Below are 21,014 nucleotides of genomic sequence, written 5' to 3' on the forward strand. Positions count from 1 at the left end.
CCCTTTCGCAGGTGAGCCCGCGAAAGGGCCGACACAGGCAAACCATCAATCCGCAATAAAACTCACCCGCACCCGCAACCCGCCCTTCTCGCCATCATGCAGGCTCACCTGCGCCAGGTGCGCCCGACAGATCTCGCCAACGATCGCCAGCCCTAATCCACTGCCCTGCGCACTTCGCCGGTAGAACCGCTCGAACACCCGTTCGCGCTCGGCCTCGGGAATACCTGGCCCATCGTCTTCCACTTCCAGCACCGCCGGCGCCATTACCCGCAAAATCACATTGCCACCCGCTGGTGTATGCGCCAAGGCATTGTCCACCAGGTTGCTCAACAACTCATTGAGCAACGTCGGCTCCCCCTTCAGCCATACCGGCGCCTCGGCCTCCAGCGCCAGCGACACCCCGCGCTTGTGCGCCAATGGCGCCATGGCCATGCCCAGTTCACGGGCCAGCTGGCTCAAATCCAGACGCTGCGCACCGCCCTCGGCAATGGCCCGTGCGCCATTCTCGACCCGCGCCAACGACAGTAGCTGGTTGGCCAGGTGGGTCAGCCTGTCGGTGCCCTGGGCTGCAGACTCCAAGGTCTGCCGCCACTCCTGTGGCTCGGCCGAGCGCAAGCCCAGCTCGACACGTGCCTTCAACGCCGCCAGCGGCGTTCGCAGTTCGTGGGCCGCGTCGGCAATGAACTGCGCCTGGCGCTCGAACTGGCCGCGCAAGCGCTCGGTAAAGTGGTTCAAGGCGCGCACCAGCGGGCCCAGCTCGCGCTGTACCTGTACCACCGGCAACGCTCGCAAGTCGTCCGGCTGACGTTCCTCCACCGCTGTGCGCAGGCGCTCCAACGGCCGCAACGCGGCACTCACGGCAAACCACACCATCACCAACGCCCCCAGTGCCAGCATGCCCAGGCGCAGCAGGGTATCGGCCATCAACCCTCGGGCCATACGCACCCGCGCTTCCTCGGTTTCGGCTACGCGGATTTCTGCCATGCCGTTCATGTTCGGCTCGCTGACCGGCTTCAGCAGGCTGACCACACGAACGTCCTGGCCCAGGTAAGTGGCGTTGTAGAACCGTGCCAATGCCGGATAGTCGTCGGTGCGCGGCGTGCCAGGCGGCGGTGGCGGCAGGTTCTCGTAGCCAGAAATCAGCCTTTGCTGGATATCCAGCACCTGATAGTAAATGCGCCCCGCACTGTCATAGGCGAACGTGTCCAGCGCCACGTAAGGCACATCCGCGCTCAACGAACCATCGCGCTGCGACAGGCCCGCGGCGATGGTTCTCGCCGAAGCCAGCAGGGTGCGGTCGTAGGCGGTGTCGGCGGCCTCGCGGCCATTCCAGTAGGCGCTAAGGCCGCTGGCCAGCATCAGCACCACCAGCAACAGCGCCAAATTACCCAGCAAGCGCCCGCGCAGGCTGCCGTTGTCACGCATCGCGGTGCTCAAGCAAATAACCCAGACCACGGAACGTGACGATGGCTACGGGGTGCCCGTCGAGCTTCTTGCGCAGGCGGTGAATGTAGATTTCGATGGCGTCAGGGCTGGCTTCTTCGTCCAGGCCAAACACCTGGGCAGCCAGCTGCTCCTTGCTCATCACCCGGCCCGGGCGAGCGATCAGCGCTTGCAGCACACTCTGCTCGCGTGAGGTCAGCGTCAGGTTGTCATCACCGAGGGTGAAGCGCCGGGTGTCCAGGTCATACACCAACGGCCCACAGCGTTGCTGTCGCTCGCCACCGAGCACACTGCGGCGCAGCAAGGCCTTGACCCGCGCTTCCAGCTCGGTCAGCTCAAACGGCTTGGCCAGATAATCGTCGGCGCCCAGGTTCAGGCCATGGACCCGGTCCTTGACGTCGCTGCGCGCAGTCAGCATAAGCACTGGCAAGGTTTTGCCACGGCCTCGCAAGCGCGCCAGTACCTCAAAGCCGTCCATGCGCGGCAGGCCGACATCCAGCACGGCCACGGCGTATTCCTCACTGGCCAGCGCCAAGTCGGCAGCCACGCCGTCATGCAGCACATCTACGGTCAGGCCATGGCTTTTCAAGGCCAGGGCCACGCTTTCGGCCAGTTGCAGGTGGTCTTCGACCAGTAGCACACGCATCGGATTCTCCCGGCTCGGGTGGGGCGGTGGCGCGGAGTGTACCGCTGTCACCACGCCTGTGAAGCCCCTCGTGACAAACCTTTCACGCTGAAAGGTTAGCGAAAGGTTCGTTGCCTAGCATCGCACCACGGTCGCCCTTCGCGCCGAAAAAAGCACCAGCAAGGTGCAACGAATAAGAACAATAAACGGAGTCATCGACGATGCTGTCATTGCAGCCGCAGGCGTTCGCGCCTACCCGTTCCTTTGCCGCACGCCCCTCAGCCATCGCCAGCGCCCTCGCGCTTGCCGGTGTCGCCCCGATGAGCCAGGCCGCCTTCTTCGAAGACAGCACGGCCACCTTCGAAACCCGCAACATGTACTTCAACCGCGACTTCCGCGACGGCACCAGCGCGCAGCAATCCAAGCGCGATGAATGGGCCCAGGGCTTCATCCTCAATTTCGAGTCTGGCTACACCGATGGCACCGTGGGCTTTGGCCTGGACGCATTGGGCATGCTCGGCATCAAGCTCGACTCCAGCCCCGACCGTACCGACAGCGGCCTGCTGCCGACCCACGATGACGGCAAGGCTGCCGACGAATACTCCAAGCTGGGCCTGACCGGCAAGGTGAAGATCTCCCAGACTGAACTCAAGATCGGCACCCTGATCCCCGAACTGCCGACCCTGCAGCCCAACGACGGGCGTATCCTGCCGCAAACCTTCGAGGGCGGCCTGCTTACCTCCAAAGAGATCAAGGGCCTGACCTTCACCGGTGGCCGCCTGGACAAGGCCAAGGACCGCAACGACACCAACTGGGAAGACCTGGCGCTGAACAACAAGAACGGCCGCTTCGGTGGCAGCTTCAGCGCTGACAACCTGGCCCTGGGCGGGCTCGACTACCAGTTCACCGACCGCATCACCGGCAGCTACCACTTCGCCCAGCTCGACGATATTTACCGCCAGCACTTCATCGGCATGGTCGCCACCCAGCCATGGGGCCCGGGCACCTTGGGTGCCGACCTGCGCCTTGCCATCAGCGACGACGCCGGTGCAGCCAAGGCCGGCAACATCGACAACACCACCGTCAACGGCATGCTCAGCTATGCCCTGGGCGGGCACAAGGTCAGCGCCGCCTGGCAGCAGCTGTCTGGCGAAAGTGCCTTCCCGTATGTGGATGGCGCCGACCCGTACCTGGTCAACTTCGTCCAGATCAACGACTTCGCCGGTGCCGACGAACGCTCCTGGCAGGCGCGCTACGACTACAACTTCGCCGCGCTCGGCGTACCGGGCCTGACCTTCATGACCCGTTACATCAGCGGTGACAACGTCAGCCGTGCTGCCGGCGGCGAAGGCAAAGAGTGGGAACGCAACACCGAACTGAAGTACGTGGTACAAAGCGGCCCGTTGAAGAACGTCGCCGTGCGCCTGCGCAACGCCACCTTCCGCTCCAACTTCGCCCGTGACGCGGATGAAGTGAGGCTGTTGGTCAGCTACAGCGTGGCGCTGTGGTAACCCCATAGCGGTAATCCAATAACAACAACGCTCACGGAGATCGACGATGACCTTTTCACTGCGCCGCCTCGTCCTCGCTACCGGCTGCCTGCTGTTGGCCGGCAACGCCCTCGCTGCAGAACCGAAACGCCCCGAATGCATCGCACCCGCCTCCCCTGGCGGTGGCTTCGACCTGACCTGCAAGCTGGTGCAAAGCGCACTGGTACAAGAAAAAATCCTCAGCAAGCCGATGCGCGTCACCTACATGCCCGGCGGTGTCGGCGCGGTCGCGTACAACGCCGTGGTCGCCCAGCGCCCGGCAGACGCCGGCACGCTGGTGGCCTGGTCCAGCGGCTCGCTGCTTAACCTGGCCCAGGGCAAGTTCGGCCGTTTTGACGAAAACGCAGTGAAATGGCTGGCTGCCGTCGGCACCAGCTACGGTGCCATCGCGGTGAAGAGCGACTCGCCCTACAAGACACTTGATGACCTGGTCGCAGCGCTGAAGAAAGACCCGAGCAAGGTCGTGATCGGTTCCGGCGGTACCGTCGGCAGCCAGGACTGGATGCAGACCGCGTTGATCGCCAAGGCCGCAGGCATAAACCCGCGCGACCTGCGCTACGTGGCCCTGGAGGGCGGCGGCGAAATCGCCACGGCATTGCTGGGCGGCCATATCCAGGTCGGTTCTACCGACATTTCCGACTCCATGCCGCACATCCAGAGCGGCAACATGCGCATCCTCGCGGTGTTCTCTGAAAACCGCCTGGACGAGCCGGAAATGAAAGACATCCCTACTGCCAAGGAGCAGGGCTACGACATCGTCTGGCCGGTGGTGCGCGGTTTCTACCTGGGGCCAAAAGTGAGCGACGAGGACTACGCCTGGTGGAAGGCCTCGTTCGACAAGATGCTGGCCTCCGAGGACTTCGCCAAGCTGCGAGACCAGCGCGAGCTGTTCCCGTTCGCCATGACCGGCGAAGAGCTGGACGGCTATGTGAAGAAGCAAGTGGCTGACTACAAGGCACTGGCCAAGGAATTCGGCCTGATCCAGTAAGCCTGTCGAACTCACCACCACCCCTGTGGGAGCGGCCTTGTGTCGCGATCGGGCGCGAAGCGGCCCCTGGCACAGCCGATACGATGCTTCGGACAGATCGCATCGGCAGGTTTAGCGGCCGCTTCGCGCCCGATCGCGACACAAGGCCGCTCCCACAGGATGTGCATCTCACTTGAGCAATCCCAACGAGGATTCCCCAATGATCCTTCAACGCATTTTCGCCCTGGCTCTGCTAGTGGTGTGTGCCGCCCTGGCCGTGATGGCCTGGCCCTATCAGGCTGCATTTTCCTATGAACCGGTGGGCCCGCGCGCTTACCCGTTGTTAGTGCTAGGCCTGATGGGGCTGGGCCTGCTGTACCTGTTGTTCCGCCCAACGCCCATCGTGCGCAAGGATGACGAACCGGAACTGGACCGCGAGACCCTGATCAAGATCACCGCCTGTGTCGGCCTGCTGATCGTCTTCGCCGCCACTTTTGAAGCGCTCGGCTTCATCCTCAGCGCCATCCTGGTCGGCCTGCCCATGGCTCGGCTGTACGGTGGCCGCTGGCTGCAAAGCGCCATTGTGGTGGCCGGCATGAGCATTTTCCTCTACTGGCTGTTCGACCGTGTGATGGACGTGCCACTGCCCCTTGGCCTGCTGAGCGTACTGGAGAACTGACATGGATACCTTGAGCTACCTGGGCCAGGGCTTCGGCATTGCCCTGTCCCCTTACAACCTGGTCACCGCCCTCTCCGGCACCTTGATCGGCACCGTGGTCGGCCTGCTGCCGGGCCTGGGCCCGATCAATGGCGTGGCCCTGCTGATCCCCATCGCCTTTGCCCTCGGCCTGCCGCCGGAATCGGCGCTGATCCTGCTGGCGGCGGTGTACCTGGGCTGCGAATATGGCGGGCGTATCAGCTCGATCCTGCTGAACATCCCGGGCGAAGCCTCGACCGTGATGACAACCCTGGACGGCTACCCGATGGCTCGCCAAGGACTGGCAGGCGTCGCGCTGTCGCTGTCGGCCTGGAGCTCGTTCATCGGCGCCTTCATTGCCACCTGCGGCATGGTGCTGTTCGCCCCGCTGCTGGCGAAATGGGCCATCGCCTTCGGCCCGGCGGAGTACTTTGTGCTGATGGTGTTCGCCATCGTCGCGCTGGGTGGCATGGCCGGTGACAAACCACTGAAAACCTTCATTGCCGCTCTCATCGGCCTGTTCCTGTCGGCGGTCGGCATCGACGCCAACAGCGGCGTTTACCGCTTCACCGGTGACAGCGTGCACCTGGCCGACGGTATTCAGTTCGTGGTGCTCGTGCTGGGCCTGTTCTCCATCAGCGAAATCCTCCTGCTGCTGGAAAAGACCCACCATGGCCACCAGGCGGTCAAGGCTACCGGCCGTATGCTGTTCAACTTCAAGGAAGCGGCCTCGGTGTTCCTGGTCAACATCCGTTGCGGCCTGCTCGGTTTCATCATGGGTGTTCTACCCGGCGCCGGCGCAACGCTGGCCAGCGCCGTGGCCTACATGACCGAGAAACGCATGGCCGGGGAAAGCGGCAAGTTCGGCAAAGGCGATGCCCGTGGCCTGGCAGCGCCGGAAACGGCCATTGGTGCGTCCTGCTGTGGCGCCCTGGTCCCGATGCTGACCCTGGGCGTACCGGGCTCTGGCACCACAGCTGTGATGATCGGCGCCCTGACCCTGTACAACATCACCCCTGGCCCACTGCTGTTCGAACAGCAGCCAGATATTGTCTGGGGCCTGATCGCCTCGCTGTTCGTCGCCAACATCATGCTGGTGATCCTCAACATCCCGATGATCCGCATCTTCACCCGCATCCTCGCCGTGCCAAACTGGGCGCTGGTGCCGGTGATCGCCATCATCACCGCGATCGGTGTGTACGCCGTGCATGCCACCACCTTCGACCTGTTCCTCATGGTCGGTATCGGCATCATGGGCTACATCCTGCGCAAGCTGGACTTCCCTCTGTCGCCGATTCTGCTGGGCTTCATCCTCGGCGGGCTGATGGAGCAAAACCTGCGTCGGGCGCTGTCGATCTCCAACGGTGAACTGGGCATCCTCTGGTCCAGCCCGATCAGCATGGGCGTCTGGGCGCTGGTAGTGCTGATGCTCGCCCTGCCGCTGCTGCGCATCTGGCGCAAACGCAGCCTGCAGCGCCGGGCCCTGGCCGATGCCTGATCGGTCGTTGCCATTGTTCGTCGCGACCGGGCTGGTCGGCCTTGCTGGCGGTTTTGCCGCCAGCAAGGTCGGCTGGCCTTTGCCATGGATGGTCGGTTCATTGCTGGCGATCATCCTGGTGCGCTGCCTGACGCGTTGGCAGCTGTCGGAAATCCCCAACGGCCGCAAGTGTGGGCAGTGGATCATCGGCATCGGTATTGGCCTGCACTTCACCCCTGCAGTGATCGAGCAGGTGGCCAGTCATTTTGCGCTGATCTTCTTCGGTGCGTTGTTCACCACCCTGTCCAGCGTGATCAGCGTATGGCTGCTGCGGCGAACCGGCGAAGACCGCGCCACCGCGTTCTTTGCCAGCATGCCAGGCGGTTCGGGCGAGATGGTCAACCTTGGGGCGCGCAATGGCGCAGTGCTCAGCCAGGTGGCCGCAGCGCAGAGCTTGCGTGTGCTGGCAGTGGTGCTGTGCGTGCCGGCGCTGTTCAAGTTTCTGCTGGGTGACGGGGTACCACTGAACCACACCGGTAGCGTGAGCTGGGGCTGGCTGGCGTTGATTGCGCCCTTGGGCGTTGCCGTTGCCTTGCTCTGGCAGCGCTTGCGCCAGCCCAACCCCTGGCTGTTCGGGCCATTGCTGGTCGCGGCTATGGTCAGCCTGGCCGGCAACCTGCAGATCGCCCTGCCCAACGGCGCCAGCCAGATCGGCCAGTGGCTCATCGGCAGCGGCCTGGCCTGCCACTTCAACCGCGCGTTCTTCCGCCGCGCACCGTCGTTCCTGGGGCGCACCTTGATGGCCACGGCGTTGTGCATGGCGATTGCCGCCAGTGCCGCGTGGGTGCTGAGCATGATGACTGCACTGGACTTGCGTTCGCTGACACTGGGGATGATGCCTGGCGGGATCGCCGAAATGAGCCTCACGGCCGAAACGTTGCAATTGTCAGTGCCGCTGGTAACCGCGCTGCAGGTGATGCGCCTGATCCTGGTGTTGTTTCTTGCAGAACCGCTTTTCCGGTGGTGGGACAACAGGTTTTCAAGCGGCAAGCCCCCTGAAGATAGATAGTTACCACTTGCCCAATGCCCGGATGAATAGAGTCGGATTGCTGCCCTGATCGCCAGCAAACCCACACTTCCCGGCATTCAAGAGGTAATGATGAAAGTCCGTCTTTCTTGCAACTATCGCTCGGCTATTGCCTGGGCATGCCTTGCCATCAGCGCAGGCAGCCTTGCCGCACAGCCACCTGCCCCCGTCCAGATCAACGTCGTGGCTATCAATGATCTTCACGGCTACCTGGAACCCAACCCCCAGGACTACGCCGGCGCGCAAGGCGCTACCCGCCTGACCTACGGCGGTATCGCCACACTCGGCGCCATGCTCGATGAACTGCGAACGCAGGACCCCGATCTGCTGTTCATCGGGGCTGGCGACTTGATAGGGGGCAGCCCTGCCATTTCTGCGCTGTGGGCTGACGAGCCTGTGCTTGAGGCCTTGAACGCGATGGGCATGATTGTCAGCGCATCCGGGAACCACGAACTGGATGCAGGCAAGGCCGAGTTTCTTCGTCAGATCCACGGAGGATGCGAGTCAACGCGCCCTGAAAAGGCCTGCACGTTTCGCGGCGATTATCCAGGAAGTGGCTTCCCTTACATAGCGTCCAACCTGATCGATACCACCACGGGCGAGCGCTTGCTACCGGCCTATCACATTCAAGAGGTGAAAGGGGTCAAGATAGCGTTCGTCGGTGCCGTGCCACGCAACATGGAAAAAGTGGTCTCGGCCAGCGCATTCGCAGGGCTCAAAGCCACAGATGAAGCGCAAGCCATCAATGACGTGATTCCGGAGCTCAAGGCCAAAGGCGTCAATGCAATCATCGCGGTCATGCACCAGGGAGGGGATACCGTCGAGCCGTTCGACACGCAGGATTGCAGCCAGCTGAGTGGCGCGGTCGTCGACGTGGCGAAGCGGCTGGATCCTGCGGTAGATGCTGTCATCAGCGGTCACTCGCATGCCAGCTATCAATGCAAGGTGGGTGACCTGAGCATCACTCAGGCTGGCAAATACGGCCACTTCCTGACTCAGTTGAAGTTGCAGGTAACGCCAGGCACCCATCACGTCACGAACATCACCGCCCGCAATATTCCTGCTGACCCACAGAACTACCTGCCGAATGCCAAGTTGACGAGTTTGCTGGAGGAAGTGCGTCAGCGGTCCGGGGAAAAATTGCTCGAACCCATAGGACGCATCTCGACGGCAGAACTTGACCGCAAAGAAAATGCCGCCGGTGAAACAACCTTGGGGAACCTGGTCACGGATGCCCAATTGGCCATGACCCAAGCGTTTAATACCCAGATTGCCTTTCTCAATCTGGGTGGGCTGCGAAGTGACCTGATACAGCCTGCCGATAGCGACCTGACCTACGAACAATTATTTGCCGTACAACCGTTCAATAACCCACTGGTGGTTCAGGAACTGACAGGCAAGCAGATTACCGAACTGCTCAACCTTCAATGGAACAGGGGCAGTTTCAATCCGCTGCAAGTATCGAAGGGTTTTCATTATGAGTGGGATGGTTCACGGCCTGTCGGCAGCCGTGTCGTCGAGGGCAGTGTGCGTCTTCACGGCAAACCCGTTGAGCCGTTGACCCATTATCGCGTCGTCAGCAACCTGTTCCTGGCCGATGGTGGCGGTGGCTTGGCCACTTTCAAAGAAGGAAGGCGACGCCAGGACACCGGCATCTCCGACCTGGAAGCCTTGGTGGCGTATGTACGCCAGAACCATGAGCGGGGTATTGCAATTGGCCAGCGCAGCGAGCCGCGCATCAGCATGACGCCCTGAGCGATTGCGTACCCCACCCCGGTTTCTCACAGCGGGGGCAGTGCCCAGTCGATGGGCCCGAGCCCCCGCTGCTCGAGGAAGCTGTTGGTACGGCTGAAATGCCCGCAACCGATGAACCCGCGATACGCCGACAGCGGCGAAGGATGGACCGACTTCAGTACCAGGTGCTTTGTACCGTCGATCAGCTTCTGCTTGCTCTGTGCATGCGCCCCCCATAGCAGGAATACCACGTTCGGGCATTGCTCACTGACCACTTGAATGATCCGGTCGGTAAACAATTCCCAGCCTTTCTTGGCATGCGACGCGGCATTGGCGCGCTCGACGGTCATGGTCGTGTTGAGCAACAGAACGCCTTGTTCTGCCCAGCTCTGGAGGTAGCCGTGGCTGGGGATCGGGATGTTCAGGTCGCGCTGCAGCTCCTTGTAGATATTGACCAGCGACGGCGGCGTGGCCACGCCCGGTTGCACCGAGAAGCACAAGCCATGGGCCTGCCCCGGCCCGTGATACGGGTCCTGACCGAGGATGACCACCTTCACCTGGTCCAGCGGTGTCGAATTGAGCGCATTGAAGATCAGCGGCCCTGGCGGGTAGATCTCCTTGCCGGCAGCGTACTCGCCACGCAGGAACTCGCGCAGCTGGTGCATGTAAGGCTGGTCGAATTCACCGCGCAATGCGGCCTTCCAGCTGGGTTCGAGTTTGATGCGATCGTCGTCAGTCATGGGGCCTTCCATAAACAATGGCGCGACACTAGGTAAGCCCTTCGCGCTTGTCAAACGATCCGACCGACGACCGGCATGATTGGCCAGGCAAGCCATACTTGAGCGATGACTTGCGAGAGGTAGTCCATGACCATTCACTGCGAGGTACTCACCGGCGTCGATGGCGCCCGCATCGGCATCGCCACCCTGGATGCGCCCAAGGCGCTCAATGCCCTGACCCTGCCGATGATCGAAGTGCTGGGCGAACAACTGCATGCCTGGGCCCGCGACCCGGGTATCGTCTGCGTGCTGCTGCGCGGCAACGGGGCAAAAGCCTTTTGCGCAGGCGGCGATGTCCGTGCGCTGGTGCAAGCCTGCCGCGACCACCCCGGCAGTGTCCCGCCGCTGGCGGCCTCTTTCTTCGCCGCCGAATACCGCCTGGACTTTGCCCTGCACACCTACCCCAAACCGTTACTCTGCTGGGGCCATGGGCATGTGCTGGGTGGCGGCATGGGGCTGCTGCAAGGCGCCAATGTACGTATCGTCACACCCAGCAGCCGGCTGGCCATGCCGGAAATCAGCATCGGCCTGTACCCTGACGTAGGCGCCAGTTGGTTCCTGGCCCGGCTGCCGGGCAAGCTGGGTTTGTTCTTCGGCCTGACCGGCGCGCCGATCAACGCCCGCGATGCCCTTGACCTGGGCCTGGCTGACCGTTTTCTGGGCGAGCACCAGCAAGAGGCCTTGATCGAGGAGTTGCTGCAACTCAACTGGCAGGAGCAGACCGCCGTACAACTGAACAGCTTGCTCAAGGCCGAGCAGCATCGTGCTTGCGCCGAGCTGCCTGATGCCCAGTGGCTGCCACGACGGCATGTGATCGATCAGTTACTCGACGTGGCTGATGCCGCTTCAGCCTGGCGCGCGCTGGAAAGGCTCAAGCAGCATGACGACCCATTGCTGGCAGATGCCGGCCAACGCCTGCATGAGGGTTGCCCGCTGACGGCGCATCTGGTCTGGGAGCAAATCCGCCGGGCGCGGTACCTCTCGTTGGCGCAAGTGTTCCAGATGGAATACAGCATGAGCCTGAACTGTTGCCGTCACCCTGAATTCAGTGAAGGCGTGCGCGCTCGCCTGCTGGACAAAGACAACCAGCCGCGCTGGCACTGGCCTGATGTGGCGCAAGTGCCGGCGGCGGTAGTCGAGGCGCATTTTGCCAAGGCATGGGAAGGACGGCACCCATTGGCGGATGTGGGTTAGCCTGCTGATGCGGGGGCTGCTTTTCAGCCCCCGCCTCCGCTCAGCTAGCGCTGCCAGTTTCCTCCTCGCCCCTGCCCGCCCCGCCCGTCCCAGCGCCCGCGGTCGTCAACCTGCCGATTGGAGTGCCGGTCGCCCTGCCGGTAACGCTGGCTGTCATTGCGATAGTCATGGCGATCCCGGTCCTGCCGGTAGTCTTGCCGCTGGCGATTGCCGTAGTCATAGCGCGGGTTGCCATGCCACTGGTTCATCCTCGGCTGCGGATAGGGCCGGTAATGGGGCACAGGGGCCGACCGATTGTAGTAACGGGGAGCAGGCTGATAGTAGTAGCGCGGCGCAGGCGCTACATAGTACCGGTCATAGCGGTAATACCCCGGCGCCACATAGCGGTCGGTGGAGTAGTAGTCCGAACGGTAGTAGCCCCCGCGTTCATAGTACGGGGCGCAGGCCGAAGTCATCAGCCCCAGCAGGGCGATCAACAGGATTCGATAGGACATGGCGGCCTCCTGGACCGCTGGAGTGCCCGAACAGCGGCGCTGGCGAGCGTCGATACGAGATGCGTCAATCGACATTGACTAAGACAGCTGCGCGCAGGTGCAGTGCCATTTCTGCAATAACTTGATACAGCTGAAATAACCCTGAAAAACTTGCAGTCATTTGCTGGCCATCTCACTAGAATAAGCGGCTCGGCACACATCACGGGAAGATCATGCCCTTACGTTCCGCTCTGTTCTCGCAACGCTCGCTGATCGTTACCCTGCTCGTGTTACTGGCCTGCGGCTTCCTGGCCACCTCGCTGCTCAGCTACTTCTCCTCTCGCAGCGCCATCCGCGACGGCATCATCAATACCGAATTGCCGCTGACCTCCGACACTGTCTACTCGGAAATCCAGAAAGACCTGATCCGCCCGGTGCTGATCGCCTCGATGATGGCCCAGGACACCTTCCTGCGCGACTGGGTGCTGTCCGGCGAGCAGGATACCGAACGCATGACCCGCTACCTGAGCGAGGTCATGGGCAAGCAGGACATCTTCACGTCCTTTTTCGTGTCCGATCGCACGCGGACCTACTACCAGGCCAAAGGCGTGCTCAAGCACGTCGAACCGGGCACCTGGCGTGATGCCTGGTATTTCCGTCTGCGTGAACTCAAGGCCCCTTATGAGATCAACGTCGACCTGGACATGGCCAACCAGGACAGCCTGACCGTGTTCATCAACTACCAGGTGCACGACTACCAGCAGCGCTTCATCGGCGCGGCAGGCGTAGGGCTGAGCGTATCGTCGGTGGTCAAGCTGATCGATCAGTACCAACGCCGCTACCAGCGCGCGGTGCTATTCACGGATGCCAAAGGCAAGGTGCTGTTGACCGGCTCCGAGGGTGGCCCGCATGGTTTGCAAGTTGGCCAGTCACTCAGCGACAACCCTGATCTGAAAGCCATGCTGGCCGAGCAGAGGGTGCCGGGCGAAGGCAGCCACGAGTACCATGACAGCGAAAACCACAGCCACTTTCTCAACGTTCGCCACCTTCCCGAACTGGACTGGTGCCTGTTGGTGGACAAACGCGAAACCGGCGTCCTCGACCGCATTCGCCAGGCGCTGTACCTGAACCTGGCGATCTGTACGATGATCACCCTGGTGGTGCTGGCACTGGTGCATGCCATGGTCCGCCGCCACCAGGCCAGCACCGAAGCCTTGGCCACGCTCGACAGCCTCACCGGCTTGCACAACCGGCGCAGCTTCGACCTGCTCGCCGCCCAGGCGCTGCGAGAAGCCCGGCGCGACAATAGCCCTCTGGTGGCCTTGCTGATTGATCTGGACCACTTCAAGGCACTGAACGACAACCACGGCCACCTGGCAGGTGACGAAGTGCTACGCCAATTCGCCAATGTGCTGCAAGGCAGCCTGCGTCAGTCAGATATACTGTGCCGCTGGGGCGGTGAGGAATTCATAGTGCTGCTGCGCGAAGCTGAAGGCAGCCAGGCCGTCGAGGTGGCGGAAAAGATCCGGCGACGCACCGAACAGCTGACCTTCAGTTACGACAACCAGCCGCTGCGACTGACCACCAGCATCGGCCTGAGCAGCCTGCAACCGGGGGATACCCTGCACGCCCTGCTGACCCGCGCCGACCGCGCGCTTTATCGTGCCAAGCAGGCTGGCCGCAACCGCGTCTGCAGTGAAACCCGCCATGAATGACAAGCAACACTGCCCCGCTTGCGGTGCCCTCAACCAGTGCAGCCTGGCCGACCCACGCCGTGCCACCCAGGCGTGTTGGTGCTACAGCGTGACCATCGACCCGGCCGTGCTCCAGGCCCTGCCCGATGAACTGCGTAACAAGGCCTGTCTGTGCCCGCGCTGCGCCGCCGTTGAAGAACAGCTCCGTCCATCCGCTGCCCACTGATCGTTGCCATGCGCCTTGACCGTTTCCTCGCCAACCTGCCCAGCTACAACCGCCAGCAAGTTCGTCTGATGCTGGCGCAACGCCGCGTGCGGGTGGACGGCAAGGTCGCCAGTGACCCGCTGACCGACGTGCGTGAATTCAGCCGCGTAGAGCTGGACGAGCAACTGCTGCAGGCCGGCCGGCCCGCCCGCTACCTGATGCTGTACAAGCCCACTGGCTGCGTAAGCGCCACCCACGATCCGCAACACCGTACCGTTCTCGACCTGCTGCCCACGGCGTTGCGAGATGACCTGCACATAGCCGGGCGCCTGGATTTCAACACCACCGGCCTGATGATCCTGACCAACGATGGCCAGTGGTCACGGCGCCTGACCCAGCCTGCCACAAAGCTGCCCAAGCATTATCTGGTGGACACCGAGGACGAGATTGGCGAGCACTATGTGGCCAAGTTTCGCGAGGGTTTCTATTTTGCCTTCGAAGACCTCACCACCCAACCAGCCCAGCTGGAGATCCTCGGCCCGCACCGAGCCCGGTTGGCGATCGTCGAGGGGCGGTACCACCAGGTCAAACGCATGTTCGGGCACTTCAACAACAAGGTGGTGGGGCTGCATCGGGAGAGCATGGGAGCGATCCGGCTGGATCCGGGGTTGGCGCCGGGGGAGTATCGTGAACTGACGGCCAATGAGATAGCCACTGTCCAGGCGTGACAGACAGCCCGTGTCGTCACACGACCGCTCAGCGACAAAAGTCACATTACTTACCGAACGGCACTTGCGCGATCCCCAACCCACTGCTTGAATCCAAATCGTCAGTCTGCATGTGACTACCAAGTCACACCTGCAGCCAATGACACTTTTTGCCGGCCACCCAAAGCCTAGATGCCTTGGGGCACGGCAAATTGCCCGCCAAAAACAATACCGTCGACGCAAGTGCCAAGGATCGACACAGGGCCCCCGGATTATCTTCAGGCAAATGCCTACCTGTCATAAAGAACGTGCACCCTAGGTGACGCGAATACCCTTTTTGCGCCAGGAGTCGATGACATGAGGCCAGAAATCGCTGTACTTGATATCCAAGGTCAGTATCGGGTTTACACGGAGTTCTATCGCGCGGATGCGGCCGAAAACACGATCATCCTGATCAACGGCTCGCTGGCCACCACGGCCTCGTTCGCCCAGACGGTACGTAACCTGCACCCACAGTTCAACGTGGTTCTGTTCGACCAGCCGTATTCAGGCAAGTCCAAGCCCCACAACCGTCAGGAACGGCTGATCAGCAAGGAGACCGAGGCGCATATCCTCCTTGAGCTGATCGAGCACTTCCAGGCAGACCACGTGATGTCTTTTTCGTGGGGTGGCGCAAGCACGCTGCTGGCGCTGGCGCACCAGCCGCGGTACGTGAAGAAGGCAGTGGTGAGTTCGTTCTCGCCAGTGATCAACGAGCCGATGCGCGACTATCTGGACCGTGGCTGCCAGTACCTGGCCGCCTGCGACCGTTATCAGGTCGGCAACCTGGTCAATGACACCATCGGCAAGCACTTGCCGTCGCTGTTCAAACGCTTCAACTACCGCCATGTGAGCAGCCTGGACAGCCACGAGTACGCACAGATGCACTTCCACATCAACCAGGTGCTGGAGCACGACCTGGAACGTGCGCTGCAAGGCGCGCGCAATATCAACATCCCGGTGCTGTTCATCAACGGCGAACGCGACGAGTACACCACAGTGGAAGATGCGCGGCAGTTCAGCAAGCATGTGGGCAGAAGCCAGTTCAGCGTGATCCGCGATGCGGGCCACTTCCTGGACATGGAGAACAAGACCGCCTGCGAGAACACCCGCAGTGTCATGCTGGGGTTCCTCAAGCCAACCGTGCGTGAATCCCGCCAACGTTACCAACCCGTGCAACAGGGGCAGCATGCATTTGCCATCTGAGCGGCTCGGCGCCTTGTAGCCAATACCCGCAGGCCACGGGGCGCCGACAAGCTTTTTTATAACTTGGGCTTCTAATTCGCTGAAGGTTCTGGTAAAAAGTCGAGCTCAGATGCGGGTATAGTTTAGTGGCAAAACGAAAGCTTCCCAAGCTTTAGTTGAGGGTTCGATTCCCTCTACCCGCTCCACTGCATCATTCTGCGGACTTCCGCAGAAGTCCAAGAGAGTCTGCAAGTCGTTGCCACACAAAGACTTTTTCTCTCTTTGACGTTCTGCTGTGGTCCACTGCGATCCGCCTACAGCCGGGACTTTTAAGTCCACAAACAAGTCCATTTTTGCGGGCGCGGCTGATTCCGGATTGTTGATGGAGGGGCGAGGTCGACGTGACCAGCATCTGGTTCCTGACTCATGTTCAGGAGCAAGAGCATGGCACTCTCAGACCTGGCCGTTCGACAGGCCAAGGCAACTGGCAAGGCATACACCCTCCCTGACCTGGATGGCCTCTCCCTGGCCGTCACCGCTGCCGGTGGCAGGACTTGGCACTTCCGCTACTACTGGGCGGGCAAGCAGAAGCGGATGTCGCTCGGCACCTACCCGGAGGTGACGCTTCGCGAGGCCCGCAGCCTGCGCGACGAAGCGCGCGCCCTGCTGGCCAAAGGCACCAATCCTCGCGTTCACCGCAAGCAGAAGCGCACCGCTGTCCGGCTCGCCGACGAAAACGCCTTCGATGCGGTGTATCGCAAGTGGCTCAAGCATCGCGGGCTCAGCCTCAAGGAAGGCCGGCAGACGACCCTCTCGATACTTCCGCGCATCTTCGACAAGGATGTGCTACCCGCCTTGGGCAAGCGGTCGATCTATGAGATCAAGCGTCCCGACCTCTTGGAGGTGATCGCCAAGATCGAGAAGCGCAGGGCGCTCTCCGTCGCCGAGAAAGTCAGGACGTGGTTCAACCAACTGTTCCGCTACGCGCTGGTGATCGTGCCGGGCCTGGAACAGAACCCCGCCTCCGATCTCGATGTGGTGGCGCTGCCGCTGCCCCCCGTCAACCACAACCCGTTCCTGCGCATGGCCGAACTGCCGAAGCTGTTGCAGCGGCTACGCAGCTATCGCGGCCGGCGGCAGACCCAGCTCGGGCTGCGGCTATTGCTGCTGACCGGCGTGCGAACCGGCGAGCTGCGACAGGCGATGCCGGATCAATTCGATCTGGACCGGGGGCTGTGGATCATTCCGCCCGACGTCGTGAAGCAACTCCAGGTGGATATGCGCAAGAAGCGGCAGCAGCCGAAGGACATCCCGCCCTACATCGTGCCGCTGTCGATTCAGGCCATGGAGATCGTCCGGCACCTGCTCGATGAGTTCAAGCCGGCCCAGCGCTACCTGTTCCGGCACGACAGCGACTTGAAGAAGCGTATCAGCGAGAACACGCTCAATGGTGCGCTCAAACGCATGGGCTATCAGGAACGCCTGACCGGACACGGTATCCGTGGCACGATGTCCACTGCGCTCAACGAGATCGGCTACCCGAAGGTCTGGGTGGATGCACAGCTCTCGCATGTCGATCCCAACAAGGTCAGCGCGACCTACAACCATGCCGCGTACGTGGAGCAGCGTCGACGCATGATGCAGGACTGGGCCGATCGGCTCGACCTGTTCGAGCAGAACCAGGTCGAGGCGGCCAGCATGCCGCTCACCGTGCATCTGGAAGGCGTGCCCGCATTCCCCAGTGAGCAAACCGCAAGCGCGCCCTCTACGCCGGTTGCCGCTTCGCCAAGCCTGCTCGTGACGAAGCCGGGTGACGCCATGCCGTTGGTTTCTGCCGCCGCACATCGGCTGCCGGCAGTGCCGCCCCAGCGATCGGCCGCGCCGCTGGTGCCTTCGGACATTCAGCGCGAGAGGATGGAGCTGTTCGATGTCTTCGAAGCGCCGCACAACCTTCCCGTCGCGGCGTTTGCCAAGATGGCGGGCAAATCCCGCAGGTGGATCAGCTATGAGATCCAGGCGGGCAACTTGCTGGCGTTGAACGTGGGCAACCGCGGCCAGCGCGTGCCGGACTGGCACCTCGACCCGCTCAAGCACGAGCTGATCCAGTCTGTCCTGAAGCTGACCAGGGGTGCGGACCCTTGGCAGATCTACCATGCACTGCTGCAACCGCACTCGGTGCTGCAGGGACATTCGGCACTAGAGGGCGTGACTGCCAGCAATCTCGACAAGCGCGTCATGGCCGTGAGCACAGCGGTGAAGGAAAGCGAATGGACCCCGCTGCGGGTCGGGGTCGTGTAGTCAAACAACGGGCCGGTAAGGGATGGTCTGGATACCCCTGTATTTCCGGTCCGACCTCAGCTCCTGCCGATTTTGAAAGTATTCGAACATCGCAATGATATTTCGGGGTATTGTCTGACATCATAAAAACACAAAAGCATCAGCGTGTTATGGGTTTCACGGATATTTATCGGAAAACTTTTTGACTGTCCGGATACAAAATTTCGGGTTAATAACTCGCTCTTTCCCCAGAATCCGCGGCCGCCCATCATAAAGGCTGGACACGCTGGCCGTTCCATAAACTGGAAGAGGAGTCTCTTCATGAACATCACTGCATCGGAACCGGCGTCCGGGCCCTGGAACCCTAAACGAATTCTGGCCGCGCTGCGCGCCGACGCCAGCATCGGCGAAGTGCTGGCGGGCGCCGACATCGAGGCCCGGTACCTGAACGACTGGAGCGGCGAGGAAGGCGGCAGGCCGCTGGCCTTGGTGCGCCCGCACGACACCGCCGAAATTGCGCGCGTGCTGTCATTATGCCATGCAGGACGCTGCCCGGTGGTGCCGCAGGGCGGGCTGACCGGCCTGGCCGGCGGTGCCACGCCGATAGAAGGCTGCGTGCTCGTTTCACTGGAGCGCATGTCCGGCGTGGTCGAACTGGACCCTGCCTCAGCCACCATGACCGTCCTGGCCGGCACGCCGCTGCAGGTCGTTCAGGAAGCCGCGCAGGCGGCGGGCTTTCTGTTCGCGCTGGACCTGGGCGCGCGCGGCTCCTGCCAGATCGGCGGCAACATCGCCACCAATGCGGGCGGCAACCGCGTGATCCGCTACGGCATGGCGCGCGACCTGGTGCTGGGACTGGAAGCCGTGCTGCCCGACGGAACCGTGCTGTCCATGATGAACAAGATGGTCAAGAACAATGCCGGCCCCGATCTGAAGCATCTGTTCATCGGCACCGAGGGCACGCTGGGCATCATCACGCAGGCCGTGCTCCGCCTGCATCCGGGCGTCTCGGGTGCCAATACCGCGTTGGTAGCCGCGCCCGATTTCGGCTCGGCCATCAAGCTGCTGCGCCATGCGCAGCACCTCCTGGGCGGCCGGGTCAGCGCATTCGAGATGATGTGGCAGGACTACTATGCCGCGGCCACAACCGCCGGCGGCATCGCCGCGCCGCTGCCGGCCACGTATCCGCTATACGTGCTGCTGGACCTGCAGGCGGCCGCACCCGAAGAGGATGCGGCGCGCTTCGAGGCGATGTTGGAACACGCGCTGGCCGAAGGCTGGATCGCCGACGCCGCCGTGGCCCAATCTCACACGCAGACCCAAGCCTTCTGGGAACTGCGCGATGCCATCTCCGAGATGCTGCGCACCTTCGCGCCCACCATCAACTTCGACGTGTCCGCGCCCATCTCGGGCATCGAGGAATGCGTGGCCCGGATGCGCGAGGCGCTGGCGCGCGATTTCCCCGGCGTTCGGGCGATCTACTTCGGCCACGTCGGCGACGGCAACGTGCATATCATGGTGGGTTCGCTGCCGACTGACGACCGCAAGACCGAACAGCGCATCGAGGCTGCATTCTACGCTATCGTGCGCAGCCTGTCGGGATCGGTCTCGGCCGAGCACGGCATTGGGCTGCACAAGCGGCCGTGGTTGCACTACAGCCGCAATCCGGCGGAGCTGTCCTTGATCGCGACGGTGAAGCGCGCGATCGATCCGCACGGGATCATGAATCCGGGGAAGATTCTGGCGTCTTGAGTGAGGGTGGTGGCGGCTGTCGCCGCCTGATGGGTGCTGCAAGAGATTTTTTGAAGAAAAAATTTATGGTCATCCCGTTTCTGCAATACTGACCAGCGATGATTGTATGGCTTGCCTAAATCTATCCAGCGTCTCGTTGGGGCATGCCCCGCGCCACGATGAGAGTCGCGCCCGGTGATCCTGAAAAGCCGGCGGCTTCGAAAGCCGATTTTTATGTCAGGTTGTTCACCAGGTCGGTGGCCGTTCACGTCATCGGTTGTTCAGCATCGCAAAACCTGGAAGGGTGTTCCGTGGTACAGCTGAATGGCCGGGTCAGGCGGCGTAGACGACTGGCCCTGCTTCGAATTCCGAGTGGTTGGCGGCGAACGCCCAGGCGACTCGGGAGAACTTGTTGGCCAGGGCGCGCACCACCATGTTCGCATGGCGTCGCTGCCGTAGCGAGCGGACCCAGTGGGCCAAGGCACCCTGCTGATGCTCCAGGCGCTGCAGGTAGACCCGGGCGCACTGCACTAAAAGCCGCCGCAGATACTTGTCTCCCTCGTTTGCTGATACCCAGCAAATTGGCTCGACCGCCGGTGCTGTGCTGGCGGGGTACCAGCCCCACCGATGCCGCGAAATCACGGCTGCCGCCATACTGCTTGCCATCGCCCATTTCGGCCGATAACAGGCTGGCTGTGATCGGGCCGACACAGGGAATCGTCAGCAAGCGGCTCCCCAGGTCATCTTCCTCAAGCTGGGTGGTCATTTCCTTGTCCGGTGCCTTGATCTGTCCGTCCAGACAGCGTGAATGCTGATGCAGGCGCGTTAGGAGTACGACCAGCCGAGGCGGCAGCTCATGCTCATCCAACGTGCTCGGCAGTCGTCTGACCAGCGATAGTCCCTTGGGCAGGCTGATGCCGAACTCCAGCAGGAAACCGTGGGCCTGGTTGGCCGTCTTGGTACGATCACGCACCAGCGAATCACGCATCCGGTGCAATACCGAGAGCGTTTGCCGGGCCTCGATCTTGGGCGAGACGAAGCGCATGCTGGGCCGCGATGCGGCTTCGCAGATCGCTTCGGCATCAATGAAGTCGTTCTTGTTGGGGAGCCCGCAGAATCCGGAAAATAACGTACGCTAAGGATGAGGGTG

At 62.2% G+C, this 21,014-nt stretch carries 17 protein-coding genes, 1 tRNA gene and 1 pseudogene; 14 read left to right on the plus strand and 5 right to left on the minus strand.

The window, feature by feature from the left end; translation table 11 throughout:
* Positions 1 to 45: 45 nt before the first annotated feature.
* Positions 46 to 1,425: a sensor histidine kinase gene (locus REH59_RS23140; protein ID WP_003252031.1), complete on the minus strand. Its 1,380-nt coding sequence runs from the start codon at positions 1,423 to 1,425 to the stop codon at positions 46 to 48.
* Positions 1,418 to 2,089 carry a response regulator gene (locus tag REH59_RS23145; RefSeq protein ID WP_003252029.1) on the minus strand — a complete coding sequence of 224 codons (672 nt, stop codon included), beginning with the start codon at positions 2,087 to 2,089 and terminating at the stop codon, positions 1,418 to 1,420. The genes REH59_RS23140 and REH59_RS23145 overlap by 8 nt, the downstream gene beginning before the upstream one ends.
* Positions 2,090 to 2,289: 200 nt before the next feature.
* Here REH59_RS23145 and REH59_RS23150 point away from each other — a divergent pair, with 200 nt between their 5' ends.
* The 6 genes from REH59_RS23150 to REH59_RS23175 all read left to right on the plus strand — a co-directional run bounded on the left by REH59_RS23150 (position 2,290) and on the right by REH59_RS23175 (position 9,601).
* Complete coding sequence (locus REH59_RS23150; RefSeq protein WP_003252026.1) at positions 2,290 to 3,579, plus strand: OprD family porin; 1,290 nt, start codon at positions 2,290 to 2,292, stop codon at positions 3,577 to 3,579.
* A 46-nt stretch (positions 3,580 to 3,625) separates the two neighbouring features.
* A complete protein-coding gene (locus REH59_RS23155) occupies positions 3,626 to 4,606 on the plus strand; it encodes a Bug family tripartite tricarboxylate transporter substrate binding protein (RefSeq protein ID WP_003252023.1) in 981 nt (326 codons plus the stop codon).
* A gap of 199 nt (positions 4,607 to 4,805) precedes the next feature.
* Positions 4,806 to 5,264 (plus strand): tripartite tricarboxylate transporter TctB family protein, encoded by a 459-nt coding sequence (locus tag REH59_RS23160; RefSeq protein ID WP_014859157.1) that lies wholly within the window; start codon positions 4,806 to 4,808, stop codon positions 5,262 to 5,264.
* Position 5,265: 1 nt separating this feature from the next.
* Positions 5,266 to 6,780 (plus strand): tripartite tricarboxylate transporter permease, encoded by a 1,515-nt coding sequence (locus REH59_RS23165; RefSeq protein WP_003252019.1) that lies wholly within the window; start codon positions 5,266 to 5,268, stop codon positions 6,778 to 6,780.
* Positions 6,773 to 7,828: an AbrB family transcriptional regulator gene (locus tag REH59_RS23170; RefSeq protein WP_128573555.1), complete on the plus strand. Its 1,056-nt coding sequence runs from the start codon at positions 6,773 to 6,775 to the stop codon at positions 7,826 to 7,828. Before REH59_RS23165 ends, REH59_RS23170 begins: the two co-directional genes overlap by 8 nt.
* A 90-nt stretch (positions 7,829 to 7,918) precedes the next feature.
* Positions 7,919 to 9,601 (plus strand): bifunctional metallophosphatase/5'-nucleotidase, encoded by a 1,683-nt coding sequence (locus REH59_RS23175; RefSeq protein ID WP_014859155.1) that lies wholly within the window; start codon positions 7,919 to 7,921, stop codon positions 9,599 to 9,601.
* Between the two features lie 26 nt (positions 9,602 to 9,627).
* On the opposite strand, the gene ung is transcribed toward REH59_RS23175, so the two are convergent.
* Complete coding sequence (gene ung / locus REH59_RS23180) at positions 9,628 to 10,320, minus strand: uracil-DNA glycosylase (RefSeq protein ID WP_003252014.1); 693 nt, start codon at positions 10,318 to 10,320, stop codon at positions 9,628 to 9,630.
* 126 nt (positions 10,321 to 10,446) lie between these two features.
* On the opposite strand from ung, the gene REH59_RS23185 reads away from it, so the two are divergent.
* Positions 10,447 to 11,553, plus strand: a complete 1,107-nt coding sequence (locus REH59_RS23185; protein WP_003252013.1) for an enoyl-CoA hydratase/isomerase family protein — start codon at positions 10,447 to 10,449, stop codon at positions 11,551 to 11,553.
* Positions 11,554 to 11,597: 44 nt separating this feature from the next.
* Here REH59_RS23185 and REH59_RS23190 read toward each other — a convergent pair whose 3' ends face one another.
* On the minus strand, positions 11,598 to 12,047 hold the full coding sequence (locus tag REH59_RS23190; RefSeq protein WP_014859154.1) for a hypothetical protein: 450 nt from the start codon (positions 12,045 to 12,047) through the stop codon (positions 11,598 to 11,600).
* A 212-nt stretch (positions 12,048 to 12,259) separates the two neighbouring features.
* Here REH59_RS23190 and REH59_RS23195 point away from each other — a divergent pair, with 212 nt between their 5' ends.
* From REH59_RS23195 to REH59_RS23225, 7 genes are all read left to right on the plus strand, one after another.
* Positions 12,260 to 13,741, plus strand: a complete 1,482-nt coding sequence (locus REH59_RS23195) for a sensor domain-containing diguanylate cyclase (RefSeq protein ID WP_014859153.1) — start codon at positions 12,260 to 12,262, stop codon at positions 13,739 to 13,741.
* On the plus strand, positions 13,734 to 13,946 hold the full coding sequence (locus tag REH59_RS23200) for a cysteine-rich CWC family protein (RefSeq protein WP_003252007.1): 213 nt from the start codon (positions 13,734 to 13,736) through the stop codon (positions 13,944 to 13,946). Before REH59_RS23195 ends, REH59_RS23200 begins: the two co-directional genes overlap by 8 nt.
* An 8-nt stretch (positions 13,947 to 13,954) precedes the next feature.
* Complete coding sequence (locus REH59_RS23205; protein ID WP_014859152.1) at positions 13,955 to 14,653, plus strand: pseudouridine synthase; 699 nt, start codon at positions 13,955 to 13,957, stop codon at positions 14,651 to 14,653.
* 336 nt (positions 14,654 to 14,989) lie between these two features.
* Positions 14,990 to 15,877: a (R)-3-hydroxydecanoyl-ACP:CoA transacylase gene (phaG, locus tag REH59_RS23210; RefSeq protein WP_014859151.1), complete on the plus strand. Its 888-nt coding sequence runs from the start codon at positions 14,990 to 14,992 to the stop codon at positions 15,875 to 15,877.
* Between the two features lie 111 nt (positions 15,878 to 15,988).
* Positions 15,989 to 16,062, plus strand: a tRNA-Gly gene (locus tag REH59_RS23215).
* A 238-nt stretch (positions 16,063 to 16,300) separates the two neighbouring features.
* On the plus strand, positions 16,301 to 18,154 hold the full coding sequence (locus tag REH59_RS23220; protein ID WP_064481792.1) for a tyrosine-type recombinase/integrase: 1,854 nt from the start codon (positions 16,301 to 16,303) through the stop codon (positions 18,152 to 18,154).
* A 300-nt stretch (positions 18,155 to 18,454) separates the two neighbouring features.
* Complete coding sequence (locus REH59_RS23225; RefSeq protein ID WP_009397186.1) at positions 18,455 to 19,885, plus strand: FAD-binding oxidoreductase; 1,431 nt, start codon at positions 18,455 to 18,457, stop codon at positions 19,883 to 19,885.
* A 312-nt stretch (positions 19,886 to 20,197) separates the two neighbouring features.
* Here the strand turns inward: REH59_RS23225 and REH59_RS23230 are convergent.
* A pseudogene (locus tag REH59_RS23230) lies at positions 20,198 to 20,966 on the minus strand (IS110 family transposase); the annotation flags it as partial.
* Positions 20,967 to 21,014: the final 48 nt, after the last annotated feature.

It is taken from the genome of Pseudomonas sp. BO3-4 (assembly GCF_034044115.1).
Taxonomy (GTDB): domain Bacteria; phylum Pseudomonadota; class Gammaproteobacteria; order Pseudomonadales; family Pseudomonadaceae; genus Aquipseudomonas; species Aquipseudomonas alloputida.